Below are 26763 nucleotides of genomic sequence, written 5' to 3' on the forward strand. Positions count from 1 at the left end.
AATCCTATGGAAGAATCGAAATCCCACCGATGGAAATCACGTTGATCCCGCTCGGCTCGATGGAAATATCACCGGCCAACAGCGCCTCCAGCAGCGCCGTATCCTGACCGCGCAGGGACGCACCGCTGATATCCGAAAACAGGGTCCTTTGTATCACCAGACCCTCCGGACCTCTTGCCACCCCCATGACCTCGATCGAATCCTGCGCATGCCCGCGCAGGATCAACACGCCTTCTTCGCCCTCAACAAACGGTTTCAGATCCGACAGGATCAGGACACATCCCGGCCCTGCATCCCCTTCGATCTCACAGCCGCGCCGCATTGTATCAAGCACCCGGGCGGGCAAGCCCTCGATCTCGCTCCGGGCCACGCTCTGGCCCTCGGGAAGAACCCGCAGGTTGTCCAGAATGGCATCGACCACCTGATCCGACGGCGGAGCCTCGTCCACGGCCTCAAAGGCATACCGGGTTTCCGCCGCATCAAGCCGTGCCAGACGCGCCTGCAATTCATCCGCTGCCTCATGCGTTCCCAGTTCAGCAATCTTGCGCAATCGCGCAAGCCCCCCGGCCCCGGCATGGCCCCAATCCTCGCGCATTTCCCACAGCGGCAGGTCATGAACGGGCAGGCGACCGTCCTCGAACCGTGAGATCTGTGACCGGGTGGTGATGGACTCGGCGTGGATCAACGGCGTCAGCCACAGGGCGGAAAGCGCCAATACACCCAGGGCCATCCAAAGGTTGATCGTCCTGATCCGTGCGCCCCATCCCGCGCGCAACACGGCAGCCGCATAGGCCAGCGCGTATATGGTCAGCACAGCCGCCGACAGCGCCGCCGCAACCCGTTCGGGCGTCCAGCCATATTGTCCCACACGAAGCCAGACGGCCCAGCCCGCAGCGACACAGAGCGGCACCAGCATCACCGCCATGATGCGCGCGGCGCCGGTCATGATCATGGCCTGCGCGGCCTCGTCATCCGAACGGTCAATGGCCGATGTGATCAGGGTGATCGCGGCAATTGCCACCGCCATCAGCGTGGCCGCGATGGAAAACCCGCCAAACAGTGAACCGAACCCGCGCAGGGGCAAGGCAATCAGGAATATCCCGACCACCAGCACGACCGCAGGCAGGAGGATGCGGAACAGGCGCAGCACCAGAAAGGGCGATATATAGGCGCGCAACTCGTGCATGATTGCCAGCGCCAGCCCAAGGAACAGACCGGTCAGCGCAAAAGGCACCGGGTCGATCTCGATCAGGTCTTCGATCAGCGTGATGCCGACCAGCCCCAGCAGCGCATCCGACAGGAACACGATCCCCCAGACAACCGCCACGAACAGCCAGCCCGCCAGATACCGGACAAGGATCGACCAGGCGGTATCGAACAGGCGCGGATAGTCAAGCGTCCCACCCGGGGCCTGCAACCCGGCAGAGACAAACGGTGTGCCGATAAACCCCAGCAGGAACAAGGCGATAAAGGGCAAGGGGCTGTCAAAAAACGTCTCCAGCCCATCAAAGCGCAGAGACGCCCAGACAAGCAGCCCCGCCGCCAGCGCCGCCAGTCCCGCCGCGCCAAGTGCCGCCCGCGCCCATCCCAACGGCCCCTTGAGCCCCAGCAGGACAGCAAAGAACCCCATCACCGCGGTCACGCTGAACAGGAACAGGCGCGGCTGGGTAATGACCTCCTCGGCCATGTCGGCAAAGAACCACCCTGCGGTACCGGCAATTGCGCCGACCAGTGCCATGGCCGCCCGGTTGACGGCGGTTGTCGTATCCTGCGTGCTCATCTGGGCCTCCGGAAATCTCGCCCGAGTTTGAACAGCACAAGGCGCGATGACCAGCCCAAAATCCACGTGGGGCGGGAGCCGCCACAATTGCATCACGGACATAACCCGTTAGGATATTTGATCATGGGCATTCCGAACAATCTCTGCCGCCTTGCGGCCTGTATCGCAGCTCTTGCCGGTCATGCGGGCCAGTTGCCGGCAGAGCCGCTGACCTGTGACAATGCCCTGATAAAAGTGCAGGCCGAAAGCGACGCGCTGGCCCAACGCATCTGCCGCATCGCGGATCGGTCACTGGCCATTCAAGCGGATTGCAATGTTCCCCTGAACCGGCCGGTCGAGATCGCGATGCGTGACAGTCTGACGGCCAATTGCGTCGGGCTGTATCATTGCGGCGAGGATCGGATCGAGGTTCTGACACCCTCTGCCATGTCCGACCTGCGCGACAGCACAGGCGTATTTTCCGTCCTGCCCGACGACGCCTATTTCGAAAGTGTCATCGCCCATGAGCTTGTGCATGCCGCCTATGACATCGTGCCCTGCCCGTTCGACGCCTGCCTCGCAACAAGCGAATACCTCGCTTATGCGTTGCAGCTGCGCGGGCTGCCCGACGATCTGCGCAGCCGTTTTGAAGAGGTCTCCGGCCTAGACCGCCGCGTGGCACGGGACGAGATCAACGCGATGTTCCTGATGATGGCCCCAAATAAATTCGCCGCCAAAGCCTGGACCCATTTCAGCCAACGCCCCGATCCCTGCGCCTATGCCGGTCAGATCATGGACGGATCGATCTATTTTGATTTTGAGCATCCGTGATGAACACGGTGACCGCGTCGAGTCGTTTCTAAAGCTCGGCTTGGAGGATGCGCCTTCAAGGCCCACCACCCTCTCAGAAATCCGTCGGCGCGCCGCCCTCTTCCTTGCGCTTGGCGACGAACGCCTCCAGCTCCTCTCGGATGCCCTCGTCCATCGGCGGTGCCTCGAACTCGTTGATGATCTGTTTGAACAGCGTATGCGCGCGCTCGGGCGTCCAGACGGCGCCGGCGGCTTCCCAGCCCTCATAATTCTTCCAGTCGCTCAGGAACGGCTGATAGAACGCCGTCGTATAGCGGTCCTGGGTGTGCTGAATGCCAAAGAAATGGCCGTCATTGCCGACCTCCTTGATCGCGTCAAAGGCGATCTCATCCGGTCCCGTCGCGGTCACCACCGGGTCCATATAACGCTGGATCTGCTGCAGAACCTCGCAATCCATGATGAATTTCTCAGGGCTGGCGATCAGCCCGCCCTCCAGCCATCCGGCGGCGTGGTAGACGATATTCGTCCCCGACTGCACCGCCGCCCAGAGCGAATTGGACGTCTCCCACATCGCCTGCCCATCCGGCACATTGGCCGCGCAGACGCCAGAGCTTCGCATCGGCAACCCGTAGAACCGCGCCAGTTGCCCGGTCATCTGCGTCGCGCGCATATATTCCGGTGTCCCGAACGCCGGCGCGCCGCTCTTCATATCCACGTTCGAGGTAAAGGTGCCGATCACACAGGGCGTGCCCGGGTTCACATATTGCGCCAGCGCAATCGCACAGAGCCCCTCGGCCAGCGACTGGGCCACCGCCCCCGCCATGGTCACCGGGGCCATGGCACCCGCCAGCGTGAAGGGCGTCACGATACAGCCCTGCCCGCGCCGCGCACAGCGCAGCCAGCCGTCGATCATCGGTTCGTCATGTTTAAGCGGCGAGGTGGAGTTGATATTGGTATACATGCGTGGGCTGGCGTCGAATTCCTCGTGGCTCAGCCCGCCCGCGATGCGCACCATCTCCATCACATCCTCGACCCGCTCGCGGCCAAGGCTGTAGGCATGCACCACCTTGTCGCCCAGCGTGAGTTTGTCATAGAGCACATCGAGATGGCGCACGCTGGCATGCAGGTCCACCGGCTCCACCGGGTATCCACCCGCGAAATGGATGCAGTTGAAATACTGCGTCAACTTCAACAGGTTGCGGCACATCTCGCGCGTGCCCGGCACCTTGCGGCCCAATTCCATATCCCAGTAGTTGGGCGGAGAAGAGACATTGCCAAAGAGCAGGTTATTGCCGCCCACGGTGATCTGACGCTCCGGGTTGCGCGGGGTGAGCGTAAAACTCGAGGGTGCCTTGCCGATCATCTCCATGACGAAATCGCGGCCCATGCGCACATTCTGCCCGTCGATGGTGCATCCTGCCTCGCGCAGGATGTCCAGCGCCTCGGCATTGAGGAAATCGACCCCGATCTCTTCGAGGATGCGCATCGCGCCCTCATGGATCGCCTGCACACCCTCTTCGGTCAGCGGCTCGGTCGGGCGGTCGATATTGACCGGCGGGTTCCATGGCATCTGTTCGATAACCGCCCCGCCCCGCCGCGCCGCGTTGCCACGGCGTCCGCCGCCGCGTTTGCGTGTCTTGACCGCTGCTTCAGCCATGATGACCTCCCATATTGGCTAGGGATCAGATTCACTGCGAAGCGAGCGACTCGCCTGTGAAAACGCGACACCATGTGTCGCATTTCATCGCTGATGCGGCGATTTCCGCAGATTGGCGCGGCGGGGCTGTGACTGCCTGACCGAGCACCTGCGCCCGCCCTGCCCCCGGATCAAGCTATCATCCAGGCCAGTGGGCGCCCGCGTGCCCGCGAAATGCGGGAGCTCTGGACCCGACATGCCCCGCGGCTCACAGCCGGTCCAGCCAGTCCGGGATATGGCCGATGTCCGGCAGCACCGCATCGGCCAGCGGCGCAAGCTCGTCCGCCCCTGCAGGCCCGGTCAGAACACCAATGGTACGCATCCCCGCGCGTCTGCCAGAGATCAGGTCATGGGTGCTGTCACCCACCATGACGACATTTTTCGGCGACAGCCCCACCGCCTCGGCAAAGGCAAGAAGCGGGCCGGGGCCGGGCTTCATGCCGTATCCGCTGTCGAAGCCTGCGACAAAATCAAAGCCCTGCCGCGCGCCCACCGCATCGAGATGCGCATGCGCGCCCCGCTCTGTGTCATTGGTCACTACGCCCAGCTTCAGCCCGCGCGCCGCAAGCGCCGCCAGATAGGGCACGAGCGGCACAGCCTCGCGCAGGGGCGCGCTGCAGGAGGTGATCATCAGGTAATGTTCGATCTCCTCCACCGGACGGTCGGGCAGTGCGCTGGCCACGCATTCCGCCGCCTCGCGGTTGGTGCCCGCGATGACAGGGCTGTCGGGCCGGAACGCCCCGACCTCAAGATCATAGCGCGTGGCATCGGCAATGCGGCGGGCCAGAGCGACATCGCCGCCGGACAAATCCGAAATCACCGACGCCGCCCAGGCATCCCAGGTGGCTCCAAAGTCGAACAAGGTGCCGTCCTTGTCGAAAACGATGCCTGCAACGCTCATGTCCAATGCACCTGTTCCCCGCCGGGCAGCGCCGCGCGCGCCATCATCACCCGGTCATAGGGAATCTGCTGGCTGTCACAGAAACTGACCACCCATTCATCATCCATCAGGATAAAATCCAGAACCGAGCCCAGAAATTCCGCGTCACCCGCCCGATCACGCAGATCGGATTCGCTGGCCCCGGAAGCGCCAAGGAAGACGCCGATCAAGCCTTCCTGCCCCACAAGCCACGCGAGCGCCTGCAATCCCAATGTTTCGGCGGAGTCCCGCTCGTATGACATGTGCGCGTTCCTTCCCGCTCGCCTCGAAAGACTTTGTTAACCGTTTTCAACAAAGACTGAATCCGCGGCTTCAGCAAGTACCGAGGTAACACCCGTGACCAGACATATCCTCATCGTGGATGCGGTGGCCACCAATCGCATCGTGCTCAAGGTCAAGCTGGCATCAGCGTTTTACAGTGTTGCTCAGGCCAGCAGCGGTGCCGAGGCCGTGCAAAGCGCGCGGCAATCCAAGCCCTCGGTCATCATCGTCGGGTCGCTGAGGGACATGACCGGTGCAGACCTGTGCCAGACGCTGAAATCCGATCCACGGACACGGCAGGCGGCCATTGTCATCCTGACCAGCGATGCTGACAGCCGCGCACGGTTGGCCGCATTGCAGGCCGGAGCCGATGATGTTGTCAGCAAACCCTGCGACGATGCGGTGCTTCTGGCGCGCCTGCGCTCGCTGCAGCGCGGTCGGGACGCTGCCGCGGAAATGCAATTGCGCGAAGAAACCCATCGCACCCTTGGCCTGTCCGAGGCAGAGACCCGGCCCTTTGATGTGCCGGGACGTATTGCCGTGATCGCGGCGGATCGCGGCACCGCCGCCCAGGAAGTGCAGGCGCTGCGCCGCATCCTGCCCCACAAGATCGAACTGCACGCGACACAGGATTTTCTGCGCCGCGCCACCGATCCGGTCCGCATGCATGCAACGCCCGATGCGTTCCTTCTGGTCCTGACACAAGACACCGCAAGCAAGGAGTTGCAGGTCCTGCCGGATTTGCGGACATGGGATCCGACCCGTCGGGCGGGCGTGCTTGTCGTGGCCCCGCCCGGCGACCGGATCAGCACCGCAAGCGCGCTTGATCTCGGGGCGGATGACGTTGTGAAACGGGGCACCAGCCGCGACGAGATCGCCCTGCGGCTGGATCGACTTGTACGGCGCAAACACCGGGCGGACGAATTGCGCGATACGCTGCAGGACGGGCTGCGGGCGGCCGTCACGGACCCGTTGACCGGGCTGCACAACCGGCGTTTTGCCCTGCCCCATCTGGCCCGCGTGGCCGACCGGGCCCGGCGCAGCGCGCGCAGCTTTGCCGTCATGGTGGCCGATCTTGACCATTTCAAACAGATCAATGACCGCTACGGCCATGCCGCCGGGGATGCGGTGCTGTGCGAGGTATCCAGTCGCATGACATCCTGCCTGCGTCCGGTCGACCTTGTGGCGCGGATCGGCGGTGAGGAGTTCCTGATCGTGATGCCCGACGTCACCGGGCGCGCAGCCCAGGCCACCGCCCACCGGCTGCGCGCGGCCATTGCCGATGCCCGTTTTGCGGTGCCCGGACGTTCAGAGCCGATTGGCGTGACGATTTCCATCGGCGTGACGCTTGAACAGGGCACGATCACGCCCTCCGCTCCGGACGGCAGGTCCATCGCGTCCGCAACCGATGCCGCTGTCGCAGAAGCGCTGTTGGCCCGCGCGGATCAGGCGCTTTACGCCGCAAAAGCCCATGGGCGCAATCAGGTCGAACTGGATCGCCCTGCCGCCTGAAGGCTCAGCGACGCGCCCGCCGGCCAAACCGCTCCAGCGCCTCTGCTACCCGCGCGGCATAGGCACGGCGCTCGTCCGCCGTCATCTCGGACAGATGACGCACCAATTCACGCTGACCGATTTTCTGCCGGTCGGCGGCGCGCGCGGTCTGCCGCGCGATCACGGCGGCAAAGGCGTCGGCGTCAAAACTGTCCGCCTTGAGCAATGTCAGCGCCTCAGCATATTCGGCCCGCATCGCTTCGCGCAGCGCATCGCGCGACCCTTCGGTGCGCAGGCTGCGATAGATGCGCCGCCCGATCTCACGCCGCTCCCCACGGTCAAGCGCCGCCGTATAGGGCGCGACCGCGTCGCGTACATGTTTTGGCGGGTGTCCATCCGGCCCGCCCCGGAAAATGACCCCGGCCACGATACCCACCACCACAAGGTTAAGCGCCAGCGACAGGAACAGCACGATCCGGATGCCCCGGGACATACGGGGGCGTCCATTGGGCTCCGGCGCAGAAGTCGGCGTGTCGGTCATGGTCATCCCTCTCCCAGATCAAGATCAAAGCCCGAGATCGGGTCCAGCAACGTCTCCCCGCCCGTCACATAAAGCGACGCCATATCGCTCAGCCCTTCCGGCGGGTTGACCCCCAGCCACAGGCCACAGACCGAGGCCGTCGCCAGACCCGCAAAAGCGGGCCAACCGCCCAACGCGGTGCTGATCTGCCGGAAGTAGCCGGGCCGTTTCGGACGGGGTGCCTGCGCCGGCGGCGGGGCAAAGCCGTCCTGCACTGCTTCCGCATCGGCAAGGATACGGGCCATCAACTGCAGAGAGACTTCGGGCGCGGCATTTCGCGCGGCTTTTTCCTCGTCAAACAACGCATCCAGAAACGCGTCATCCCTTTCGGCTTTCCTGTCATGCGTCGTCATCGGTATACCCCAATTCTGCCTTTCGGCTCTCCAGCGCCCGGGCCAGGGCCCGTTTGCCGCGCGCGGTCAGGCTTTCGACAGCCTCAACGCTAATATTCAGTATGGCGGCGATCTCGGGATTGCCCAAGCCTTCGATATGGCGCAGTTCCACCGCCTGTCTTTGTCGCTCCGGCAGCTCGGCCAGGGCCTCGCTCAGCGCGGTTCGCCGGGCGCTGGTCTGCATCTGGGCGGCGGCGCTGGCACGCTCATCCGTCGGTTCGCCCGCATCTTCCAGCGGGGCCACCCTGCGCCGTTTGCGAAGCCGGTCGGTGGCCAGATTGGCCACCACCCGCCAGAGCCAAGTGCTGACCTGCGCCTCGCCCTGCCGCCAGTCCGGAGCGATCTTCCACAGCCGCAATAGGGCCTCCTGAGTCACATCCTCCGCCTCGGCGCGGTCGGACAACATGCGAAAGGCCTGCCCAAAGACGCGCGGCGTCAGCCGCAGCGTCAACTGGCGCGCGGCCGCCGGGTCACCATTGGCATAACGCACCAACAGCGCCTCGTCGCTTATCTCGTCCTGTGCATCCAGCGGCATATGCGTCATCCGTATGGCCTAGACCCGTTTCCCGAGATTTGAAACTGCGATCCGGTCTGTGCACGCGCCCCACCTGTCGACCTGTGAGGCGCGTGACCGGGTGCCGGGCAACCCAAGCGGGTATGCCCGGCCAAGGGACCCCGTTATTCGTAACGTCCGCCGCGGCGCTTCATCATATGCGCCCGGGCCTCATCATATTCGGCCTCCGAGATCGCTCCATCGCCATCGGCATCGATCCGGTCGAACATGCGCTCTATGCGGGCCTCACGACGCTCTTCGTTGCTCTTGCCCCAGCCCCAGCGCTTCTTGTGCCCCTCGCCGTCCTTGCCCGCGCGCTGGCCATGTCCGCCACGCATGTCCCTGGCGGCTTCCATCTCCTCGGCACTCAGCGTGCCATTGCCGTCGCTGTCCAGAGTCTCGATCATCCGGGCAACGCGCCGGGCCTGCCGTTCTGCTGCGGCGGCCTGCAATTCATCCGCGCTCAGTTCGCCGTCGCCATTTGCATCCACCTTGGCAAAATGCGCCTGTGCCATGTTGGCCATTTCATCCGTGCTCAACTGGCCATCGCCATTGGCATCGAGATCAATGAACTCAAGCATGGCAGGGCCAAAGCCGCCGCTTGGACCTCCGCGCGCCATGGCACTGGTCGCGGGCAAAGTCAGGACAATGGCGGCCATCAGGCCAGCGCCGATCACTGTGCTACGTGTCTTGCTCATTTCGGTTTCCTTTCGGTTTCCTGTTCCGGACCCGGCCAATTGGTTTTTCGCCGTGATCTGAGACTGAAACGGGCGGCTCTCATAGTTCCGTCGCGCATTCTTCGATTTTTTGTTCACGCTGCTGTGAGCGCTCACGCGGCATCGGGACGCAAGGGGGGTGAATTGCCTAGGTCTCGCCTTCATTTGTCGCTACCCTGACCATGAGCGAGTGAGGATCTTATGAATACCCAACCCCCGGACGAGCTGCGTCGGGTGAAATCGACGATCGTCGGTCCCATTGCGGATGCAGCCGATGCCCCCGACGGATTTGCAGACCGGTCGGAGGATGACGCACGTGAGACATGGCCAACCGTATGGAAAGGTTGGCGAAGAAAATGCCCGAACTGTGGCTCCGGCCCGTTGTTGTCCGGGTATCTCAAGGTGCGTGACACCTGCCCGGTCTGCCGCGAAGAACTGCACCACCATCGCGCCGATGATGGCCCGGCCTATCTCACGATCCTGATCGTCGGGCATATCATGGCACCGCTGCTGCATGTGGTGTTCGTCAACTGGCGTCCCGAACCGCTGGTGCTGTTTACCATCTTTGCCGTTGGCACCATCGCGCTGTCGCTCTATCTTCTGCCCCGGCTCAAGGGGGCCATCGTCGGGTTCCAATGGGCCCGCCGGATGTATGGGTTCGGACGAAAGAAATAAGGGCGCACTGCCCGGGGAAAGGGCAGCATGACCCAGATGATCGACAAAACCGCCATTCGTGACGCCGCAACGGTGATCGTGCTGCGCGATCGGGAAACGCGTCCCCGTATCCTCATGGGGCAGCGTGGGGCCAAGGCGGCGTTCATGCCCAACAAGTTCGTGTTTCCGGGCGGCGCAGTGGATGCAGCCGATGCGGCTATCCCGCTGGCCCGCCCCATCCCCGCCCCCTGCGCCGACCGCTTGAAAGAAGACAGCGCGGATGACCTGTCCCACGCGCTTGGCGCGGCTGCGATCCGCGAACTGTGGGAAGAGACGGGTCAAATCCTCGGTCAGCCCGGTGATTGGCCGGACCCGGCCCCAGACGATTGGGCCGGGTTCGCACAAAAGGGGCTTGTGCCCGATGCCGCCCCGCTGCAATTCGTCTTTCGCGCCATCACACCCCCGGGACGCCCGCGCCGCTTTGACGCGCGGTTTTTCCTTGTCGACGCGGGCGATCTGGCCACCGATCCGGACGATTTCTCTGCCGCTTGCGATGAGTTGAGCCACCTGCAATGGGTGGCGCTGGACGAGATCCGCGCGCTCGACATGCCCTTTATCACCGAGGTCGTCCTGGCCGAGGTGGCCGCACGCGCCCATGACATGGCACCGCCCGCTTCCGTGCCGTTCTTTCGCAATGATGACGAAGAAAGCCTGTTCCTGCGCCTGCGCGGGCACCCGATGGTGGACTGAGCCGGACGGTCAGGCCACCAGCACCAGCGTCAGGATTGACCCGGCCAGCAGAACGATACCCGCGACTTCGCGCGGTGTGATCTTTTCGCGGAACACGAAGACCGTCGCCATGATCGAGAACAGCAGTTCCACCTGCCCCAGCGCATTCACATAAGCCGCGTTTTGCAGCGTGAAGGCGGTGAACCAGCAGAACGAGCCCAGCATCGAGGTTATCCCGACAAGCCCCGCCACGCGCCATGCCGACAGCACGCGGCTGATCTCACCGGGTTCGCGCGCTGCAAGCCAGGCGATCATGATCCCGGTCTGCATCGCCGTGACGATGGCCAGCGCCATCCCGGCCCGCAACAGCGGTTCGTCACTGGCCACTTCCAGCGTGGCACCCCGATAGGTCACGCCGGAGATGGCAAAGAACAGCCCCGAGGTCAGCCCCAGCGCGGTGGCACGGTTCCACAATCCCCGCAGCGAAAACGCGGTCTCCGGCGCGCCCGAGAGCACGAGAACCCCGATCAGCCCCAGCAGGATGGCGGCAAATCCCAGGCTCGAGACACCTTCGCCGAGGATGAGCAGGCCCACGAACACGGTCTGGATCACCTCGGTCTTCTTGAAGGTGATGCCAACGGCGAAATTGCGCGATTTGAACAGCGCCACAACACAGATCGTGGCGAGGATCTGGCTCAGCCCGCCCGCAATGGCATAGGGCCAAAAGCCGGGCGCGATGGCCGGAGCCACCGTTCCCGAGAGCGCCAGATAGGCCAGCAGCCCCACCCCCACCAGCGGCGCGGAATAGAGAAAGCGCGCAAATGTTGCGCCAGCCGCCGACAGCGACACGCCACTGAGGTGCTTTTGCAACATGAAGCGCAGCGTCTGAAAGAACGCGGCCGCAAGCGTGACGATGATCCACAATTCCATCCACGCCTCTTGCGCGGATTTCAGCGGGCCGTCCAGTCCTCATAAAGCGGATGCGGCACCGGATCCTTGGCGGACAGGAAATACCGCCGGAAAATCTCGGCATAGGACCGGTAGCGATAGTCTTCGTTCTGGCGCAGGTAACGGTCGCGGTTCTGCCGGTAGAGCCGGGGCAGCCCGTACCACGGCACACGCGGGTGGATGTGGTGAACGACATGCAGGTTGTTGTTCAGGAACAGGAACGCCAGCGGCCCCCGGTCCTCGATGATCACCGTGCGCCCGCGCGCCTTTTCATGCGCCTGATGCTCAAGGAAGGTGCGGATACGCAGGATGGCCATCGCCGCATAGACCGCGATGAAATAGGCCCAGAGCGGCAGCGGCGAAAGCGCCACAAGCACCAGCACCAGCGCCATGGCCGGGATATGCGCCACCCAGCCCCAAAGCGCGCGGCGGTCCCCCGCGCGGATCAGACGCCAATCCGCCGCCATGAAGGCGATCTGTCCCATCAGCGGCCCCAGCGTCAGCCGCCCCGCCAGTGTGTTGTTCACCCGGTGCAGCAGCTTGCGCCAGTGCGGCAGCGCGCGCCACACCGCCGGGTCGAGGTAATTGCTTTCCGGATCGTCATAAGGATCGGTCAGGCGGCTGTCCTGATGATGGTCCAGATGCGTGTCCTTGAAGCGCAGATATGGCACGCACAGCCCCAGCGCCGGAAAGACCAGCGCCGCATTGAACCACGGGTTCCGCGTGGGATGGCCATGCAGCACCTCGTGGCAGAGCGACGAATGCAGCGCGATGGCCAGCGCCAGAACTGGCACCGCCAGCCAGACGGGCAACCAGACAAGCGCCGCCCCCCATATCACATAGACCACAAGGACCAGACCCAGAGTCGGCCATTCGACCCGCGCGCGCTCAGACATGCCGCCCCCAGCGCACCCCGGACCAGACGCGTTCATAAAGCACATAGGACACGAACCCTATGGCCGAATTGACCAACGCCATGGTGCCCCCAACCGCCACGGACCCGGTGAAAAGAAGCCCTACAAGGCTCATCGTCACCAAGCCCAAAGCGATCCAGATCATTCCCTTTACCAGCGTGCGCTGCCGCGTTTCCATATGCCCTCCTGAAGTGTGTGGATGGCACCGGGCTATCACGGGGGCGTGAGGTGCAGAATTCCGAATGTAATTAACAAATCTCTGCACTTGTGATTTTATTCACCACATGAGCATAAAAACCGACAAACGCGCCCGAGCGACGCTGTTTCGCGAGCGGTTGGTGCAAGCCCTGCAAAACGCGGGCTCCAACCAAAGCGCGCTGGCGCGCGACATCGGCGTGGACCGCTCCACGATCTCACAGCTTCTCTCCGGCACCGGAGCCCGTCTGCCCAATGCGCAGGTGGTGGCGGAATGCGCCCGTGCGCTTGGCGTATCGGCCGACTGGCTTCTGGGCCTGTCGGAGCGCCCCGAAAGCGCCGCGCGCATCATGGCCAATGCGCTGACCTTGACCGAAGCCCCCCGCGCGCTGGTGGATGAACAGATCTTTGCCTGGCACCGCGAGGCCGAAGGTTACAAGATCCGGCATGTGCCCGCTGGCCTGCCCGACATGCTCAAGACCCGCGATATGCTGGACTGGGAATATTCCCCGCATCTTGGCCGCACCACCGCACAGGCGATCACCGCCTCGGAGGAGCGGCTGGAGTGGATGCGCGCTTCAAGCTCTGACTATGAAATTGCCCTGCCGCTTTACGAGTTGCAAAGCTGTGCGGCGGGCACCGGGTATTATCGCGACCTGCCGCGCGACATCCGCGCCGTCCAGATGGAGCGGCTGGAGGCGCTCAGCACGCAGCTCTATCCGCGCCTGCGGCTCTATCTCTTTGATGCACGGCGTTTGTTCTCCGCCCCGGTCACGATATTTGGCCCTCTGCTTGCCGTGATCTATCTGGGGCGCAACTACCTTGCTTTTCGTGACACGGAGCGCGTGCAGGCCATCACCGCGCATTTCGACAATCTGGTGCGCGAGGCCAGCGTCTCGGCCCGCGACCTGCCGGAGCATATCCGCAGCCTGCGCAGCGCGCTTTAGGTCTTGGGTTCGTTGACCGCCGGGGTCACGCGGCGACGCTTCAACTGCGCCTCGCGCAGGGTGATGAACACCACCGACGCCATGATCAAAAGCCCGCCAAGGATCACCCAGATATCCGCCGGCTCGCCGAACACCAACGCCCCCAGCGACACCGCCCAGACCAGTTGCAGGAAGGTGACGGGCTGGGTCACGGTGAGCGGCGCGGACCGGAATGCCAGCGTCATCGTGTAATGGCCCGCGGTGGCGAAACAGGCGACCCCGAAACAGATAAACAATGCATGCAGATCCGGCGTCACCCAGACGGCAAAGGCAAAGGGCGCCAGCCCGATGGTCACCGTGATCGACAGCATGGCGACCACCAGCGAGGCCGGGACCTCATCCGCCAGCAGCTTGGCCGTCAAGTAGGAACAGGCAAAAAGAAGCGCCGTGCCCAGCATCGCGAGATGCCCGCTATTCACCTCGCGGAATCCCGGGCGCAGGATGATCAGCGCCCCGATCAGAGCAGCGCAGATCGCCAATATGCGCCGCGCGGCCAGTCGTTCCTTGAGAAATACCGCCGCAGCCACGGTGACATAGATCGGGTTGAGATAGTTCATCGCCGTAACCTCGGCGATGGGAATGCGCGTCATGGCATAAAACCACAGGATCACGCCCAGCGTATGCGCCACGCCGCGCAGACCGAAAAGCTTCCATTGCTTCGGCGTCAATCGCACCGCCATGAGCGATTTCAGCATCGGCAACAGGAACACCAGCCCCAGGACATAGCGCAGGAACGCCGCCTCGGCGGCCGGGATGGCATTATCGAGAAACTTCACCAGCGCCGTCACCGCGACAAAGCAAAACCCCGTCACGATCATCCAGAAGACCCCAAGGGCCGGTGAGCTTTGCGCTTTCTCCATGGGCCGCATCAAGACCGGGATCGCCGCCGGGGACAAGGGTCAGCCGAGAATTAGTTTCAGCGCAATTGCCCACATGGTCAGCCCGACAATGACATCCAGCCCTTGCCACGCGCGGGGAGAGGTAAAGACCGGTCTGAACAACCGTGCGCCATAGCCCAGCAGGAAAAAGAAACTGACCGAAGCGCTCACCGCACCGATGCCAAAGGCAAGCCGGTTGTCATATTGCGCCGAGATCGAACCGATCAGCACAACCGTATCGAGATAGACATGCGGGTTGAGAAAGGTCAGCGCGGCCAGCGTCATGAGCGCTTTTTTCAGGCTTTGCACCGCCTGCCCCGTCTCGTCCAGCGCCGCCCCACCGCGCCACGCGGCGCGGAAATTCTCAAACCCGTACCACAAAAGGAACGCCGCCCCGCCCCAGCGCATCAGCGGCCCGAACCATGGCGCGGCCTTGGCCAGCGCGCCAAAGCCTGCGACGCCTGCGGTGATCAGCACCGCGTCGCACAGCCCGCAAAACAGCACCACGGGCAGCACATGCACCCCGCGCAGCCCCTGCCGAAGGACAAAGGCATTCTGCGCACCGATGGCGAGGATGAGCGAAAAGCTCAGCGCGTATCCGGCAAGTGCGGCCTGCATGATGTGTCTTCTCCGATCTGTGTCCGGGATGGCTAATCATTGTCACCGCAAAAGCCTAGTTAAATGAACTGTACTTGATTAAGTTTTCCTAATGCAGCTTGACCCCTCTCAACTGGCCGCTTTGGTGGCCGTCCTGCGTCACGGCAGTTTCGACCATGCCGCCGCCGCGCTTCACGTGACCCCGTCCGCCATTTCCCAGCGCATCCGCGCGCTGGAGGACCGGGTCGGCACCACGCTGATCATCCGCTCCAGCCCTGCACGTGCGACCGAGGCCGGGGCGCGGCTGGCACGTCATGCCACCGAACTCTCGCTGCTCGAGGCCGATCTGGCCCGCGACCTGTCGCTTGGCGTAGAGCCCGGCAAGGTACGGCTGGCGGTCACGGCGGACAGTCTGGCGACCTTTGTGATCCCTGCCCTGGCCCAGGTCACGGACCTTCTGTACGAAATTGTCGTGGATGATCAGGCCCATTCCGCCGACTGGCTGCGCCGGGGCGAAGTCAGCGCCGCGATCACCGATCATGCCCACCCCATTCAGGGCTGCGATTGCCATCCGCTTGGCACGCTGCGTTACCTTGCAACCGCCAGCCCGGACTACATTGCCCTGCACTTTCCCGACGGCGTCACGCCGGAGGCGCTGACACAAGCGCCAATGCTGCGTTTCAGTCAAAAGGACAGGCTGCAACATGACTGGCTGCATCAGCTGACCGGGCGCAGGCTCCTGCCGCCCTGTCATGACCTGCCATCACCGCAAGGTTTTGTCGAAGCGGCAAGGCGCGGTCTTGGATGGGGGCTGAACCCTGAGATCATGGTCCGGGACGATATTGCCCGGGGCGCTCTCGTGGCGTTTCATCGCGACCTGCCGATGGACACTCCGCTGTATTGGCAGGTCCGCCGCGCGGTGGCCCCGGCGCTGGAGGCGCTGACAAGGGCCATGCGGCGCGCAGCCAGCGACCACCTTATCTAAAGGCTGCATACGCAGCGATCCGCGCATTGGCGGAAAACCCGATTTCTTTTGTCGGAAATTACTTGCGAACCCTTCGCGACTCAATTACTGACAAAAATTATCAGAAACATGAACAGCGGAGTCTTCCATGCCCATCAAGGCAATGACCTCGATCCTCGCCCTCTCGATTGCGGGCACCGCAGCGCTGGCTGACGGAGAACTGAACCTCTATTCCTCGCGTCACTACGACACCGATGAACGGCTCTATTCGGATTTCGAAGAGATGACCGGCATCACCATCAACCGTATCGAAGGCAATGCCGACGAGTTGGTCGCGCGTATGCAGGCCGAGGGCCAGAACTCGCCCGCCGATATCCTGCTGACCGTGGACACCTCGCGTCTGGAACGCGCCAAGGACGCGGGCGTGCTGCAGGCCATCGACAGTGCCGTGCTCGAAGATCGCATCCCCGCTTACCTGCAGGACGCCGACAACCAGTGGTTCGGCTTCTCGCAGCGTGCGCGCATCATTTTTTACGACAAGACGGATGTGGAAAACCCGCCGAAATCCTATGTCGATCTGGCCGATCCGGCCTACAAGGGCATGGTCTGTCACCGCTCGTCGACCAATGTCTATTCCCAAACGCTACTGTCCGCCGTGATCGAAAACCACGGGGCCGAGGCCGCCAAGGCCTGGGCGCAGGGCGTGGTCGACAATTTCGCCCGTGACCCGCAGGGCGGCGACACCGACCAACTGCGCGGTCTGGTCTCGGGCGAATGCGATATCTCGATCTCCAACACCTATTACTTCGCCCGCGCCATCCGCACCGATGTCAGCGGGTTGGACGACGAGGCGATGGCCAATATCGGCTGGGTTTTCCCGGCCCAGGATGGTGAAGGAGCGCATATGAACCTGTCGGGCGGCGGCGTGGCCGCGCATGCGCCGAACAAGGAGAACGCCATCAAGTTCCTCGAATACCTCGCCTCGGATCAGGCACAGCAGTATTTCTCGGCCGGCAATGACGAATACCCGGCGGTTCCGGGTGTGAGCCTGTCGCCCTCCGTCGCGCAGCTTGGCATGTTCAAGCCCGATGACGTGGACCTCTCTGCCGTGGCCAAGAACGTGCCCGAGGCGCAGAAAATCTTCAACGAGGTTGGCTGGAAGTAACGCGTCCTTCCAAAACACACGAACACCCCGTCGATCCATCGATGGGGTGTTTTCTATTGAACATGACCGATGTCAGCCGCCGACCGCCCGGCGCACCATGTCCCAGTAAATCTGTTCCACCTCTGCCAGCGACAGCCGCCCACCGGCACGATACCAGGTATTGACCCCGGTCAGCATGGCAATCACCGCCAGCGTCGCAATCTTGGTATCGGGCACTTCCAACTGCCCCGCCGTGACCCCGTCATGCAGGATGGCTTCCAATTCGTTCTCATAGGCGCGGCGCAGGGCTTCGACCACTTCGAAATTCTCGGGGCTCAGATTGCGCAGTTCCATGTAGGAGATGAAGATCGCCTCGGGGCGTTCGACATTGAAGCGGATGTGAAACCGGGTGAATTGTTCCAGCCGCGCCGCCGGGTCGCCCGCGGACTTTTCAGCGGTCCAAGCCGCCAGAAGCTCGTCCATATGCCCTTTGAGCAGCGAGAACAAAAGGCTCTGCTTGTCCGGCGTGTAGTTGTAAAGTGCCCCCGCCTGCACCCCCACCTCGCCCGCGATCTGGCGCATGGAGACGGCGGCAAAGCCGTGGCGCGCAAAAAGCCGCAGCGCCGCCTCGCGGACACGGGGGCCGGTAATATCGGAATGTGAACCTGCGGTACGCGCCATGGCGGCAGTTTAAAACTGAACATACGTTCAGTTCAATCGGCAATCCTTGCTCTTGCGCGCGGAGTACGGCATGAGGGTATCCGGAATGTGACGGAACGGACCATGCGGATCAACAGGCTTTTCATTTGTGTATGTCTTGGCGCCTGCACGCAGTTCCCGGCCCTCGACGATGCCGAAGGCCCCGGCGTGGCCGATGCGGCCTATCCCCGGCTGCTGACCGTGGATGAACTGCGCGGTATTCCGGCCAGCTCTGCAACGCTTGATCTTCAGGCCGCGGTTCTGGACCGTGTCGCCGCGCTGCGCGCCCGCGCCGCCCGTTTGAGTGGCCCGGTGATTGACCGGCAGACACGTGCGCGCATGGCACGCGGCGTGCGCTGAGCCACTGGCGCACTGATCCGAAGACCGCGCTTAGCCACCCACGACGTAGGGCTTTTGCAGAATGGTCGGTTCGATCGGGGTGCCGTCGTTTTCCGCCGCATGCCGTTCAAAAAACTTGAAACCCGGCGGGACAATGGTTCCCTGCCGTGCTTCGGACAGGAAGATGTGCTTGCTGTTTTCGGGCGTGACCGAAATCGCACCGGGATCGTCCAGCGTCCCGATATAAACGCCCAGCCGATCCGGCCAGCGCGCAAAGGTCAGCGCCAGCTTTGTGCCGCAATCGGCGCAAAAATGCACGTTCACGTCTTGGCCGCTGCCCTCCGACGGCAGCGTATATACAGCCGGAGTGCCCTTGGTGAATGAAAAGCCGTCGCGCTCGAAAATCGGCTCGATCATTCTGTCAGAGCCTGTCGCTCGCTGGCAAAACCGGCAGTAACAGACGGTGACCCAAAGCGGATCCTGCCCGGTGTCATATTCCACATTGCCACAAAGACAACGCCCCTTGTACCCGGTCGACATGTCCCAATCCTTTCCTAGGGTCTGACATCCTTGCTCTGAACAGCATACTGCCACCGTAATATTCGCACAATTCTGCCAACACGGTGCCAGGGCTCCCGGCCAACTGACGATATTGCTGTGTGACTGTGCCCTTTTCTCATGCAGCCAAGGTTTTTCGGGCTCCGGCCACCCTTACGGACATTGCACCCACCTCTCGTTGCGCGTACATCGCGGCGGAACTGATGCCCGAACCGGAGGACCCGATCATGACCACAGTTTTGCGCCTTGGAATTGCCGGGCTGGGGACGGTCGGGACCGGAACCGTGAAAATCATCCGCCAGAAAGCCGCGCTGCTTGAGGCACGCACCGGCTGCAAGATCGAGATCAGCGCCGTGTCCGCGCGCACCCGCGACAAGGACCGGGGCGTGAACCTGTCCTCTTACGCGTGGGAAGACGATCCCGTGGCACTGGCAACGCGCGACGATGTGGACGTGTTTGTCGAACTGATGGGTGGCAGCGACGGCCCGGCCAAGGCCGCGACCGAGGCCGCGCTCAAGGCGGGCAAGGACGTGGTGACTGCGAACAAGGCGATGCTCGCCCTGCATGGTCAGGCGCTGGCCGAACTCGCCGAGGCCAATGGTCGCGTGCTGCGCTTTGAGGCGGCGGTCGCGGGCGGCATCCCGGTGATCAAATCCCTGACCGAGGGGCTGGCGGGCAATGAAATCACCCGCGTTCTGGGCGTGATGAACGGCACCTGCAACTACATCCTGACCCGCATGGAAAATGCCGGTCTGCCCTATGAGGAGGTCTTTGAAGAGGCCAACCAACTTGGCTATCTGGAGGCCGATCCCAATCTGGACGTGGGCGGCATCGACGCCGGGCATAAACTGTCGCTGCTGTCCTCCATCGCCTTTGGCACGCAGGTTCATTTCGACGGTGTCGAGTTGGAAGGCATCGGCCAGATCTCCATTGAAGATATACACGCCGCCGCCGATATGGGCTACCGCATCAAGCTTCTGGGCGTGGCGCAGATGACCGGTCGCGGGTTGGAGCAGCGCATGTCGCCCTGCCTTGTGCCCGCCGCCTCGCCGCTGGGTCAGCTTGAGGGCGGCACCAATATGGTGGTAATCGAAGGCGACGCGGTGGAACAGATCGTACTGCGCGGCCCCGGCGCGGGCGAAGGCCCGACCGCCAGCGCGGTGATGGGCGATGTGCTGGACATCGCACGCGGCACACGGCTGAGCACCTTTGGCCAGCCCGCGGCAACGCTGGTGGAAACCAAACCGGCCCAAAGCGCCGCGCCCGCGCCCTATTACATCCGCATGACGCTTGAGGACAAACCCGGCGCTCTGGCCAAGATTGCCACCGCGCTTGGCGCCTCGGGCATCTCCATCGACCGGATGCGCCAATACGGCCATGCCGACACCGCCGCACCGGTGCTGATCGTGACGCACAAGACCCGCCGCACAGCGCTGAACGAGGCGGTGATCGCCATGCGCGAAACCGGCGTCATGCTGGGCGATCCGGTGTCGCTGCGCATTGAAGAGGTCTGAGACGGCATCACTCCGGTGTCAGCCTACAACCACGCGATCCGCCGTCGGGCGGTGCCGAAGGTAGCGCTATCTGCCTTGCAGCGCCCCACTGCTAAGGGCTAGGACGGGTCAAACGCTTTTCTTGAAGGATGACCTGATGTCCAAAACGCTCGATTTCAATGACCGCATGCTTTCCCTCGGGCTGGCCCGTGTTGCCGAACAGGCCGCGATTGCCAGCGCCGACCTGATCGGGCGCGGGGACGAGAAGGCCGCGGACCAGGCCGCCGTGAACGCCATGCGTGAACAGCTCAACCTTCTGGATATCGCCGGTGTCGTGGTCATTGGCGAAGGCGAGCGCGACGAAGCGCCCATGCTGTTCATCGGCGAAGAGGTGGGTACCGGCAACGGTCCCGGCGTGGACATCGCGCTTGACCCGCTGGAAGGCACGACGCTGACCGCCAAGGACATGCCCAATGCGCTGACCGTGATCGCCATGGGTCCGCGCGGCTCGATGCTGCATGCGCCGGATGTCTACATGGACAAGCTGGCCATTGGCCCTGGCTATCCCGAAGGCATCGTGACGCTGGACATGCCGCCCGCCACGCGGGTTTCGGCGCTGGCCACGGAAAAGGGTTGTGAGCCCAAGGATATCACCGTCTGCATCCTCGAACGCCCCCGCCATCAGGAGATGATCGCCGAGGTCCGTTCGACCGGTGCGGCGATCCGGCTGATCACCGATGGCGACGTGGCCGGTGTCATGCATTGCGCCGAACCGGATGTGACCGACATCGACATGTATATGGGCCGCGGCGGCGCGCCCGAAGGCGTGCTGGCCGCTGCCGCTCTGAAATGCATGGGCGGGCAGATGCAGGGCCGTCTGACCTTCCGCAATGATGACGAGCGCGGCCGCGCCGCCAAGGCCGGAATCACCGATCTCGACCGCATCTATACCCGCGATGACATGGTGACCGACCACGTGATCTTTGCCGCCACCGGCGTGACCGGCGGCTCGCTCCTGCCCGGGATCAAGCGCGAGGTGGGCTATGTCACCACCGAGACGCTGCTGATGCGCTCCAAGACCGGCTCGGTCCGGCGCATGACCTATCGCAACCCGACGAAATGAGCGCGGATCGCGCGCTGATCCTGATTGATTTTCAGACCGGGTTTCAAAGCCCGGTCTGGGGCGCGCGAAACAATCCGGATGCAGAGCGCAATGCGCAGTCCCTGTTGGAGGCCTGCCGCGACGCGGGCCTGCCGGTGTTTCATGTCCGCCATATCAGCTCAGAGCCGGGCTCGCCTTTGGGGCCTGATACCGGCGGCACTGCGTTCCTGCCCGGGCTGGAACCTTCCGGGGGTGAACCGATTTATGAGAAATCCGTGAATTCTGCCTTCATCGGCACCGGGCTGGAGGCGGACCTGCGCGCGAAGGGCCTCACGCGCCTGATCATCTGCGGCCTGACCACGCCGCATTGCGTCTCCACCTCCTGTCGCATGTCGGCCAATCTGGGATTTGACGTGACGTTGGCGCATGATGCCTGCGCGGCGTTTTACGCAAATGCGTCGATGGGCTGGAAATCCGATGCGGATGCGCTTTCGCCCGAGGTGATCCATGATGTGGCCATCGCGCATCTGCATGGCGAATTTGTCACCGCGCGGGCCAGCGCCGATCTCATTGCGGAGACCGGCTGAGCATGTTCCTCAACGTTGAGACATCGCTGACAGGCCGCCGCTGGATCGGGCCAGGGCTTGAGACAGAGCGGCAGGCCGACGCATTGGAGCAGGCCACGGGGCTGCCCCGGGCCCTTGTGCTGGTGCTGGCCCGGCGTCAGGTCAGCGCGCAGGACGCCCCGGCCTTTCTCGATCCCAAGCTGCGCGACCTGCTGCCCGACCCGCGCTGCCTGCGCGACATGGAAACGGCCGCCACCCGCCTGCTCCGGGCGGTCGCACGCAAGGAGCGCATCGCGATTTTTGCCGATTACGACGTGGATGGCGGATCGTCGGCGGCCCTGCTGATCACGTGGCTGCGGGCTTTGGGACGCGATGCAACGCTCTATGTGCCCGACCGGATCGACGAGGGCTATGGCCCCAATGAACCGGCGATGGAAGCGTTAGCGCGCGATCATGACCTGATCATCTGCGTCGATTGCGGGACGCAGTCCCATGGCCCGATCGCCGCCGCCAGGGGCGCGGATGTGATCGTGCTGGATCACCACCTCGGCGGCGAAACCCTGCCCCCCGCGCTGGCCGTGGTGAACCCCAACCGCCAGGACGAGGATGGCGCGCTTGCCCATCTCTGCGCTGCGGCTGTGGTATTCCTCGCGCTGGTCGAGGCCGGTCGGCAATTGCGCGAGGCGGGCAAAACCGGCCCGGACCTGATGTCCATGCTCGATCTGGTCGGGCTGGCCACGGTGGCCGATGTGGCCCCGCTGATCGGGGTGAACCGGGCACTGGTGCGGCAGGGGCTGAAGATCATGGCCCGGCGCGCCCGTCCCGGTCTGGTGGCGCTGGCAGATGTGGCCAAGCTGGACACCGCGCCGACCTCCTATCATCTGGGCTATGTGCTGGGGCCACGCGTCAATGCGGGCGGGCGCATCGGCAAGGCCGATCTGGGCGCGCGCCTCCTGTCCACCCATGACCCGGCAGAGGCGCAGTCCATCGCCGAACGGCTGGACGAGTTGAACCGCGAACGGCGCGAGGTCGAAGCCGCCGTGCGCGCCGCCGCGCTGGATCAGGCCGAGGCGCGGGGCCTGGATACGCCGCTGGTCTGGGCGGCGGGCGAAGGATGGCATCCGGGTGTGGTGGGCATCGTTGCCTCGCGTCTGAAAGAGTTGACCAACCGCCCTGCCATCGTGATCGGGCTTGAGGAGGACGAGGGCAAAGGCTCGGGCCGGTCGGTCACAGGCGTGGACCTTGGCGCGTCCATCCAGCGGCTGGCCGCCGAGGGGCTGCTGATCAAAGGCGGCGGGCACAAGATGGCTGCTGGCTTGACCGTGGCCCGGGACCAGCTGGACGCCGCCATGGAGCGCCTGAGCGAATTGCTCGCCAAACAGGGCGCGGGCGAGGCTGGCCCGGCGGACCTGCGCCTTGACGGGGCGCTGATGCCCGGCGCGGCGACACCGGAACTTGTCGCGCAACTGGAAGAGGCCGGGCCCTACGGCGCCTCGGCCCCTGCCCCGCGCTTTGCCTTTCCGGACATGCAGATCAGATTCGCGAAACGCGTCGGCGAAAGCCACCTCAAACTGAGCTTTTCCGACGGGCTGAGCGCACCCATCGACGCCATTGCCTTTGGCGCCTATGACGGCCCGCTGGGCACTGCGCTGGAGCAACACGGCGGCAAGCGATTCCATCTGGCGGGCAAGCTCGATACCAACACATGGGGCGGGCGCACCAAGGTGCAACTGCGCCTTGATGATGCGGCGGAGGCCTGAAAACCGGCCCGATCAAGCGGGTTGCATAGGCCCGGTTCTCCGGCACAAAAAGAATCTGCATCGGCGTGAATTTTTCTGCATTTTTTCTCTTGCACCCCACCGCCTGTTTGCCTAGAACCCGCCTCACGCCACGGCGCTGGCCCGTTCGTCTATCGGTTAGGACGCCAGGTTTTCAACCTGGAAAGAGGGGTTCGATTCCCCTACGGGCTGCCACTTTTCCTCGCAGTTTGATCCATGATCCATCGCAAGTGGATGGTGAAGTTCGCGTCGCCCGTTTGGACGGCGAAGCATGCAACCTAACCGCGTCTCCCTGATATATATTTGACGTCTCTTGCCCGTGCGCCCACTCACACCGACACGCGCGACAGCAGCTCTTCGCGTCCCGTCTCTGCGCGCGGGGCATTATGGGTCACGGTCCCGCGTGTCAGCGCCACGAAGTGATCACCCAGATCATAAGCGAAATCAAAGAATTGCTCGACCAGCAGGATCGCCATGTCGCCCCGGTCGCGCAGGTATGCGATCACGTCGCCGATCTGCTTGATGATATTGGGCTGGATGCCCTCGGTCGGTTCATCCAGCAGCAAAAGCTTGGGCTTGGTCACCAGCGCCCGGCCAATGGCCAGCTGTTGCTGCTGCCCGCCGGAGAGGTCGCCACCGCGTCGGCCCTTCATTTCGGCCAGCACGGGGAACAGCTCATAAATTTCGTCCGGCACCATACGCTCGGACCGGTCGAGACAGGCATAGCCGGTCTCAAGATTCTCACGCACGGTCATCAGCGGGAACACATCGCGCCCCTGCGGAACATAGCCGACACCCATCCGCGCCAGCGCATGGGCAGGCGCGGTGCGGGGCACGGACTGTCCGTCCAGCATCATCTCGCCCCCGGATCGCGCATGAGTGCCCGAGATTGCCTTGAGCAGGCTGGTCTTGCCCACGCCATTGGTGCCCATGAGACAGGTCACGGCCCCGGCCTGCGCCTCCAGCGAGATATCGTAGAGGATTTGCGAGTGCCCGTAATGCAGGGTCAGGTCATTGATTCTCAACATATCTCAGCGCCCAAGGTAGACGTCGATGACGTCGGGGTTTTTCGTCACGTGATCCAGCGAGCCTTCGGCCAGAACCGAGCCCTCGTTCAGCACCGTGACCTTGCAATTCAGCCGCCGCACGAACTCCATGTCGTGTTCCACCACGACGACAGCGCGGGTTTTCGCGGCCTCGACAAGGATGTCGGTGGTTTTCTCCCGTTCCGCCGGGGTCATGCCCGCCGCCGGTTCATCCACCAGCAAAAGCCGCGGTTCCTGCGCCAGCAGCATACCGATTTCCAGCCATTGTTTCTGGCCATGGCTCAGCTCACCGGCTGTGCGCTCCAACGCATCCGTCAGCCCGATCTGCTCCGCTACCGCTTCGATCCGGGCGGCACCCTGGGCGGATTTGCGATAAAACAGCACATCCAGCGGCCCGCGCGGGTTGCGCAGCGCCATGGCAAGGTTATCGCGCACCGATTGCGCCTCGAACACGGTGGGTTTCTGGAATTTCCGCCCGATCCCTTCGCGCGAAATGCGGCTTTCGCTCAGACCAATGAGCGAGATCCCCTTGTCCCCCCAGAGCACACGGCCCTCATCCGGTTTGGTCTTTCCCGTCACGATATCCATGAAGGTGGTCTTGCCCGCGCCGTTGGGACCGATGATGGCGCGCAATTCCGGCTCGCCGATCTGGAAGGACAGGTTGTTGATGGCGCGGAAGCCGTCAAAGGTGACGGAGACGCCAGAAAGTTCAAGAAGCGTGCTCATGTCTCTTTCCTCACGAGCCGGTCAAACAGGCTGCTGATGCCCCCGGGCAGGAACAGGGTGACGGCGACAAAGGAAAAGCCGAGAAGCACTAGCCACCAATCGGTCCATTGGATCGTGTAGAAACCAAGGTCGATGGCAGGCACGCCGCCGCCGGTGAACCAGCTGGACAAGAGCGACACGAATGCGGCACCGATCACCGCGCCGTACAGCCGTCCACGCCCGCCGATGGCGACCCAGACCGCAAGGTAGATCGAGGCGATGGGGGCCACTTCGCCCGGGTTGATGATGCCCGCCTGCGGGTAATACAGCGCACCGGCAATCGCCGCGATCACGGCGGTCAGGGTGAAGATAAAGAGCTTGTAGCTTTCCACGTGATAGCCAAGGAAGCGCACCCGCGCTTCGTCATCCCGGATCGCGCGGATCACGCTGCCGAACTTGCCGCGCAGCACCCAGGCAAAGAGCACATAGCCCAGCCCCAGCGCCAGCGCCGAGGCCCAGAAGAAGGCGATGGAGATCTGCGCCTGCGGCACCTGTTCAAAGCCGGGGATGTTCTGCAGGCCCGAGAGACCATTGTTGCCGCGCAACCCGCTGTCGTTCTGGAACAGGTAGAGCGCCAGCGCCAGCGTCATCGCCTGCGTCAGGATCGACAGGTAGACGCCGGTCACGCGGGAGCGAAAGGCCAGCCAGCCAAAGACCAACGCGAGCAGCCCCGGGATCAGGATGACCATGGCAAGCTGCAGAATGAGCGAATGGGAAAACCCCCAGATCAGCGGGAATTCCGAGGCGCCGACCACACCGAAAATCTGGCTGGCGATGGCATCGCTGATCTCGGCCTGCGTGGGCGGGATGATCTGACCTGCGAGGTTCTCGGCTACGATGGCCTCGGTCCGCGCATACATGAGCCACATCCCCACCGCGTATCCACCGATGCCGAAAAAGGCGAAATGGCCGAGGCTCAGGATGCCGCAATAGCCCCAGACCACATCCATGGCGATGGCCACGAGGCAGAGGCAGAGCGTCTTGCCCAGTGTCTTGACGAAAGAAGTTGAGATCACGGCGCTGCCCGCGGCCTCGGACAGGAGCGTAACGCCGAGGGTAAATGCGGCGAGCGCCAGCAGGAACCACAGGACCGAGGGATTTTGCGCGATAAAGGACCGGCGTTTGGGCGTGGTCGCGAAATCTTTTGAAGATTTCGGACCGATTTCTTTTGAAGAAATCGTTTCCTTGGACAGGCTTGCGTCACTCATGG

30 protein-coding genes and 1 tRNA gene are annotated in these 26763 nt (G+C 63.5%); 13 read left to right on the forward strand and 18 right to left on the reverse strand.

Annotated elements, in window-relative coordinates:
• Positions 1–4: 4 nt before the first annotated feature.
• Positions 5–1780, reverse strand: a complete 1776-nt coding sequence (locus PGB28_RS05790) for a DUF4153 domain-containing protein (RefSeq protein WP_271420550.1) — start codon at positions 1778–1780, stop codon at positions 5–7.
• Between the two features lie 123 nt (positions 1781–1903).
• Between PGB28_RS05790 and PGB28_RS05795 the strand changes: the two genes are divergently transcribed.
• The gene (locus tag PGB28_RS05795; RefSeq protein WP_271420551.1) at positions 1904–2590 is read left to right on the forward strand and encodes a hypothetical protein; all 687 of its coding nucleotides are present in this window, start codon (positions 1904–1906) and stop codon (positions 2588–2590) included.
• 73 nt (positions 2591–2663) lie between these two features.
• Here the strand turns inward: PGB28_RS05795 and PGB28_RS05800 are convergent, their stop codons facing one another.
• The 3 genes from PGB28_RS05800 to PGB28_RS05810 form a co-directional block, all read right to left on the reverse strand.
• Positions 2664–4226 (reverse strand): trimethylamine methyltransferase family protein, encoded by a 1563-nt coding sequence (locus PGB28_RS05800; protein WP_271420552.1) that lies wholly within the window; start codon positions 4224–4226, stop codon positions 2664–2666.
• A gap of 247 nt (positions 4227–4473) precedes the next feature.
• A complete protein-coding gene (locus PGB28_RS05805; protein WP_271420553.1) occupies positions 4474–5166 on the reverse strand; it encodes an HAD family hydrolase in 693 nt (230 codons plus the stop codon).
• Complete coding sequence (locus PGB28_RS05810) at positions 5163–5447, reverse strand: DUF3572 domain-containing protein (protein ID WP_271420554.1); 285 nt, start codon at positions 5445–5447, stop codon at positions 5163–5165. Before PGB28_RS05810 ends, PGB28_RS05805 begins: the two co-directional genes overlap by 4 nt.
• A gap of 94 nt (positions 5448–5541) precedes the next feature.
• On the opposite strand from PGB28_RS05810, the gene PGB28_RS05815 reads away from it, so the two are divergent.
• Positions 5542–6978: a diguanylate cyclase domain-containing protein gene (locus PGB28_RS05815; protein ID WP_271420555.1), complete on the forward strand. Its 1437-nt coding sequence runs from the start codon at positions 5542–5544 to the stop codon at positions 6976–6978.
• A 4-nt stretch (positions 6979–6982) separates the two neighbouring features.
• Here the strand turns inward: PGB28_RS05815 and PGB28_RS05820 are convergent, their stop codons facing one another.
• From PGB28_RS05820 to PGB28_RS05835, 4 genes are all read right to left on the reverse strand, one after another.
• Positions 6983–7498, reverse strand: a complete 516-nt coding sequence (locus tag PGB28_RS05820) for a periplasmic heavy metal sensor (protein ID WP_271420556.1) — start codon at positions 7496–7498, stop codon at positions 6983–6985.
• Positions 7499–7500: 2 nt separating this feature from the next.
• Positions 7501–7890, reverse strand: a complete 390-nt coding sequence (locus tag PGB28_RS05825) for a hypothetical protein (RefSeq protein ID WP_271420557.1) — start codon at positions 7888–7890, stop codon at positions 7501–7503.
• Positions 7877–8473 (reverse strand): RNA polymerase sigma factor, encoded by a 597-nt coding sequence (locus tag PGB28_RS05830; protein ID WP_271420558.1) that lies wholly within the window; start codon positions 8471–8473, stop codon positions 7877–7879. Before PGB28_RS05830 ends, PGB28_RS05825 begins: the two co-directional genes overlap by 14 nt.
• 134 nt (positions 8474–8607) lie before the next feature.
• On the reverse strand, positions 8608–9180 hold the full coding sequence (locus tag PGB28_RS05835; RefSeq protein ID WP_271420559.1) for an EF-hand domain-containing protein: 573 nt from the start codon (positions 9178–9180) through the stop codon (positions 8608–8610).
• Between the two features lie 219 nt (positions 9181–9399).
• On the opposite strand from PGB28_RS05835, the gene PGB28_RS05840 reads away from it, so the two are divergent.
• Entirely contained in the window at positions 9400–9873 is a 474-nt protein-coding gene (locus PGB28_RS05840; RefSeq protein WP_271420560.1) for a DUF983 domain-containing protein, read from the forward strand.
• Positions 9874–9900: 27 nt separating this feature from the next.
• Positions 9901–10602: an NUDIX hydrolase gene (locus tag PGB28_RS05845; RefSeq protein ID WP_271420561.1), complete on the forward strand. Its 702-nt coding sequence runs from the start codon at positions 9901–9903 to the stop codon at positions 10600–10602.
• A 9-nt stretch (positions 10603–10611) separates the two neighbouring features.
• Here PGB28_RS05845 and PGB28_RS05850 read toward each other — a convergent pair whose 3' ends face one another.
• Genes PGB28_RS05850 through PGB28_RS05860 form a run of 3 tightly spaced genes read right to left on the reverse strand, consistent with a single transcriptional unit; the run spans position 10612 to position 12621 of the window.
• Positions 10612–11511, reverse strand: a complete 900-nt coding sequence (locus PGB28_RS05850; RefSeq protein ID WP_271420562.1) for a DMT family transporter — start codon at positions 11509–11511, stop codon at positions 10612–10614.
• Positions 11512–11531: 20 nt separating this feature from the next.
• Positions 11532–12425 (reverse strand): fatty acid desaturase, encoded by an 894-nt coding sequence (locus PGB28_RS05855; RefSeq protein ID WP_271420563.1) that lies wholly within the window; start codon positions 12423–12425, stop codon positions 11532–11534.
• Complete coding sequence (locus PGB28_RS05860; protein ID WP_271420564.1) at positions 12418–12621, reverse strand: DUF2061 domain-containing protein; 204 nt, start codon at positions 12619–12621, stop codon at positions 12418–12420. Before PGB28_RS05860 ends, PGB28_RS05855 begins: the two co-directional genes overlap by 8 nt.
• A gap of 106 nt (positions 12622–12727) precedes the next feature.
• Between PGB28_RS05860 and PGB28_RS05865 the strand changes: the two genes are divergently transcribed.
• Positions 12728–13585, forward strand: a complete 858-nt coding sequence (locus PGB28_RS05865; RefSeq protein ID WP_271420565.1) for a helix-turn-helix domain-containing protein — start codon at positions 12728–12730, stop codon at positions 13583–13585.
• Here PGB28_RS05865 and PGB28_RS05870 read toward each other — a convergent pair.
• Both PGB28_RS05870 and PGB28_RS05875 read right to left on the reverse strand, forming a co-directional pair.
• Positions 13582–14484: a DMT family transporter gene (locus PGB28_RS05870; RefSeq protein ID WP_271420566.1), complete on the reverse strand. Its 903-nt coding sequence runs from the start codon at positions 14482–14484 to the stop codon at positions 13582–13584. The two genes, PGB28_RS05865 and PGB28_RS05870, sit on opposite strands and share 4 nt — an antisense overlap.
• Before the next feature lie 39 nt (positions 14485–14523).
• Positions 14524–15120 carry a LysE/ArgO family amino acid transporter gene (locus tag PGB28_RS05875; protein WP_271420567.1) on the reverse strand — a complete coding sequence of 199 codons (597 nt, stop codon included), beginning with the start codon at positions 15118–15120 and terminating at the stop codon, positions 14524–14526.
• Between the two features lie 91 nt (positions 15121–15211).
• Here PGB28_RS05875 and PGB28_RS05880 point away from each other — a divergent pair, with 91 nt between their 5' ends.
• Positions 15212–16084 carry a LysR family transcriptional regulator ArgP gene (locus tag PGB28_RS05880; protein ID WP_271420568.1) on the forward strand — a complete coding sequence of 291 codons (873 nt, stop codon included), beginning with the start codon at positions 15212–15214 and terminating at the stop codon, positions 16082–16084.
• A 127-nt stretch (positions 16085–16211) separates the two neighbouring features.
• Complete coding sequence (locus PGB28_RS05885; RefSeq protein ID WP_271420569.1) at positions 16212–17228, forward strand: extracellular solute-binding protein; 1017 nt, start codon at positions 16212–16214, stop codon at positions 17226–17228.
• Positions 17229–17300: 72 nt separating this feature from the next.
• Here PGB28_RS05885 and PGB28_RS05890 read toward each other — a convergent pair whose 3' ends face one another.
• On the reverse strand, positions 17301–17888 hold the full coding sequence (locus PGB28_RS05890) for a TetR/AcrR family transcriptional regulator (RefSeq protein ID WP_271420570.1): 588 nt from the start codon (positions 17886–17888) through the stop codon (positions 17301–17303).
• 87 nt (positions 17889–17975) lie between these two features.
• On the opposite strand from PGB28_RS05890, the gene PGB28_RS05895 reads away from it, so the two are divergent.
• Positions 17976–18266, forward strand: a complete 291-nt coding sequence (locus PGB28_RS05895) for a hypothetical protein (RefSeq protein WP_271420571.1) — start codon at positions 17976–17978, stop codon at positions 18264–18266.
• 30 nt (positions 18267–18296) lie between these two features.
• Here the strand turns inward: PGB28_RS05895 and PGB28_RS05900 are convergent, their stop codons facing one another.
• Complete coding sequence (locus PGB28_RS05900; RefSeq protein WP_271420572.1) at positions 18297–18785, reverse strand: GFA family protein; 489 nt, start codon at positions 18783–18785, stop codon at positions 18297–18299.
• Positions 18786–19030: 245 nt separating this feature from the next.
• Here PGB28_RS05900 and PGB28_RS05905 point away from each other — a divergent pair, with 245 nt between their 5' ends.
• The 5 genes from PGB28_RS05905 to PGB28_RS05925 all read left to right on the forward strand — a co-directional run bounded on the left by PGB28_RS05905 (position 19031) and on the right by PGB28_RS05925 (position 23937).
• Positions 19031–20317 carry a homoserine dehydrogenase gene (locus tag PGB28_RS05905; RefSeq protein ID WP_271420573.1) on the forward strand — a complete coding sequence of 429 codons (1287 nt, stop codon included), beginning with the start codon at positions 19031–19033 and terminating at the stop codon, positions 20315–20317.
• Between the two features lie 136 nt (positions 20318–20453).
• Positions 20454–21419 carry a class II fructose-bisphosphatase gene (gene glpX / locus PGB28_RS05910; protein WP_271420574.1) on the forward strand — a complete coding sequence of 322 codons (966 nt, stop codon included), beginning with the start codon at positions 20454–20456 and terminating at the stop codon, positions 21417–21419.
• Positions 21416–21985, forward strand: a complete 570-nt coding sequence (locus PGB28_RS05915; protein ID WP_271420575.1) for a cysteine hydrolase family protein — start codon at positions 21416–21418, stop codon at positions 21983–21985. Before glpX ends, PGB28_RS05915 begins: the two co-directional genes overlap by 4 nt.
• 2 nt (positions 21986–21987) lie before the next feature.
• The gene (gene recJ, locus PGB28_RS05920; protein WP_271420576.1) at positions 21988–23724 is read left to right on the forward strand and encodes a single-stranded-DNA-specific exonuclease RecJ; all 1737 of its coding nucleotides are present in this window, start codon (positions 21988–21990) and stop codon (positions 23722–23724) included.
• A gap of 138 nt (positions 23725–23862) precedes the next feature.
• Positions 23863–23937, forward strand: a tRNA-Glu gene (locus tag PGB28_RS05925).
• 134 nt (positions 23938–24071) lie between these two features.
• Here PGB28_RS05925 and urtE read toward each other — a convergent pair.
• From urtE to urtC, 3 genes are read right to left on the reverse strand one after another with little or no spacing between them, the layout of a single operon-like run.
• A complete protein-coding gene (gene urtE, locus PGB28_RS05930; RefSeq protein ID WP_271420577.1) occupies positions 24072–24770 on the reverse strand; it encodes an urea ABC transporter ATP-binding subunit UrtE in 699 nt (232 codons plus the stop codon).
• Between the two features lie 3 nt (positions 24771–24773).
• Positions 24774–25514 (reverse strand): urea ABC transporter ATP-binding protein UrtD, encoded by a 741-nt coding sequence (gene urtD, locus PGB28_RS05935; RefSeq protein WP_271420578.1) that lies wholly within the window; start codon positions 25512–25514, stop codon positions 24774–24776.
• Positions 25511–26761: an urea ABC transporter permease subunit UrtC gene (gene urtC / locus PGB28_RS05940; RefSeq protein ID WP_271420579.1), complete on the reverse strand. Its 1251-nt coding sequence runs from the start codon at positions 26759–26761 to the stop codon at positions 25511–25513. Before urtC ends, urtD begins: the two co-directional genes overlap by 4 nt.
• Positions 26762–26763: the final 2 nt, after the last annotated feature.

The sequence above is a fragment of the Primorskyibacter aestuariivivens genome (assembly GCF_028023675.1).
Taxonomy (GTDB): Bacteria; Pseudomonadota; Alphaproteobacteria; order Rhodobacterales; family Rhodobacteraceae; genus Marinovum; species Marinovum aestuariivivens.

Excerpts from the sequence above, each read along its gene's own strand:
- PGB28_RS05915 (WP_271420575.1), top strand. The coding sequence starts at position 21,416 with ATGAGCGCGGATCGCGCGCTGATCCTGATTGATTTTCAGACCGGGTTT.
- PGB28_RS05885 (WP_271420569.1), top strand. The coding sequence starts at position 16,212 with ATGCCCATCAAGGCAATGACCTCGATCCTCGCCCTCTCGATTGCGGGC.
- PGB28_RS05875 (WP_271420567.1), bottom strand. The coding sequence starts at position 15,120 with ATGCAGGCCGCACTTGCCGGATACGCGCTGAGCTTTTCGCTCATCCTC.
- PGB28_RS05855 (WP_271420563.1), bottom strand. The coding sequence starts at position 12,425 with ATGTCTGAGCGCGCGCGGGTCGAATGGCCGACTCTGGGTCTGGTCCTT.
- PGB28_RS05820 (WP_271420556.1), bottom strand. The coding sequence starts at position 7,498 with ATGACCGACACGCCGACTTCTGCGCCGGAGCCCAATGGACGCCCCCGT.
- PGB28_RS05830 (WP_271420558.1), bottom strand. The coding sequence starts at position 8,473 with ATGACGCATATGCCGCTGGATGCACAGGACGAGATAAGCGACGAGGCG.
- urtE (WP_271420577.1), bottom strand. The coding sequence starts at position 24,770 with ATGTTGAGAATCAATGACCTGACCCTGCATTACGGGCACTCGCAAATC.
- PGB28_RS05850 (WP_271420562.1), bottom strand. The coding sequence starts at position 11,511 with ATGGAATTGTGGATCATCGTCACGCTTGCGGCCGCGTTCTTTCAGACG.
- glpX (WP_271420574.1), top strand. The coding sequence starts at position 20,454 with ATGTCCAAAACGCTCGATTTCAATGACCGCATGCTTTCCCTCGGGCTG.
- PGB28_RS05800 (WP_271420552.1), bottom strand. The coding sequence starts at position 4,226 with ATGGCTGAAGCAGCGGTCAAGACACGCAAACGCGGCGGCGGACGCCGT.
- PGB28_RS05880 (WP_271420568.1), top strand. The coding sequence starts at position 15,212 with ATGCAGCTTGACCCCTCTCAACTGGCCGCTTTGGTGGCCGTCCTGCGT.
- PGB28_RS05810 (WP_271420554.1), bottom strand. The coding sequence starts at position 5,447 with ATGTCATACGAGCGGGACTCCGCCGAAACATTGGGATTGCAGGCGCTC.
- PGB28_RS05805 (WP_271420553.1), bottom strand. The coding sequence starts at position 5,166 with ATGAGCGTTGCAGGCATCGTTTTCGACAAGGACGGCACCTTGTTCGAC.
- urtC (WP_271420579.1), bottom strand. The coding sequence starts at position 26,761 with ATGAGTGACGCAAGCCTGTCCAAGGAAACGATTTCTTCAAAAGAAATC.
- PGB28_RS05790 (WP_271420550.1), bottom strand. The coding sequence starts at position 1,780 with ATGAGCACGCAGGATACGACAACCGCCGTCAACCGGGCGGCCATGGCA.
- PGB28_RS05845 (WP_271420561.1), top strand. The coding sequence starts at position 9,901 with ATGACCCAGATGATCGACAAAACCGCCATTCGTGACGCCGCAACGGTG.
- PGB28_RS05865 (WP_271420565.1), top strand. The coding sequence starts at position 12,728 with ATGAGCATAAAAACCGACAAACGCGCCCGAGCGACGCTGTTTCGCGAG.
- PGB28_RS05835 (WP_271420559.1), bottom strand. The coding sequence starts at position 9,180 with ATGAGCAAGACACGTAGCACAGTGATCGGCGCTGGCCTGATGGCCGCC.
- PGB28_RS05840 (WP_271420560.1), top strand. The coding sequence starts at position 9,400 with ATGAATACCCAACCCCCGGACGAGCTGCGTCGGGTGAAATCGACGATC.
- PGB28_RS05825 (WP_271420557.1), bottom strand. The coding sequence starts at position 7,890 with ATGACGACGCATGACAGGAAAGCCGAAAGGGATGACGCGTTTCTGGAT.
- PGB28_RS05870 (WP_271420566.1), bottom strand. The coding sequence starts at position 14,484 with ATGGAGAAAGCGCAAAGCTCACCGGCCCTTGGGGTCTTCTGGATGATC.
- PGB28_RS05795 (WP_271420551.1), top strand. The coding sequence starts at position 1,904 with ATGGGCATTCCGAACAATCTCTGCCGCCTTGCGGCCTGTATCGCAGCT.
- PGB28_RS05900 (WP_271420572.1), bottom strand. The coding sequence starts at position 18,785 with ATGTCGACCGGGTACAAGGGGCGTTGTCTTTGTGGCAATGTGGAATAT.
- urtD (WP_271420578.1), bottom strand. The coding sequence starts at position 25,514 with ATGAGCACGCTTCTTGAACTTTCTGGCGTCTCCGTCACCTTTGACGGC.
- PGB28_RS05860 (WP_271420564.1), bottom strand. The coding sequence starts at position 12,621 with ATGGAAACGCGGCAGCGCACGCTGGTAAAGGGAATGATCTGGATCGCT.
- PGB28_RS05890 (WP_271420570.1), bottom strand. The coding sequence starts at position 17,888 with ATGGCGCGTACCGCAGGTTCACATTCCGATATTACCGGCCCCCGTGTC.
- PGB28_RS05905 (WP_271420573.1), top strand. The coding sequence starts at position 19,031 with ATGACCACAGTTTTGCGCCTTGGAATTGCCGGGCTGGGGACGGTCGGG.
- recJ (WP_271420576.1), top strand. The coding sequence starts at position 21,988 with ATGTTCCTCAACGTTGAGACATCGCTGACAGGCCGCCGCTGGATCGGG.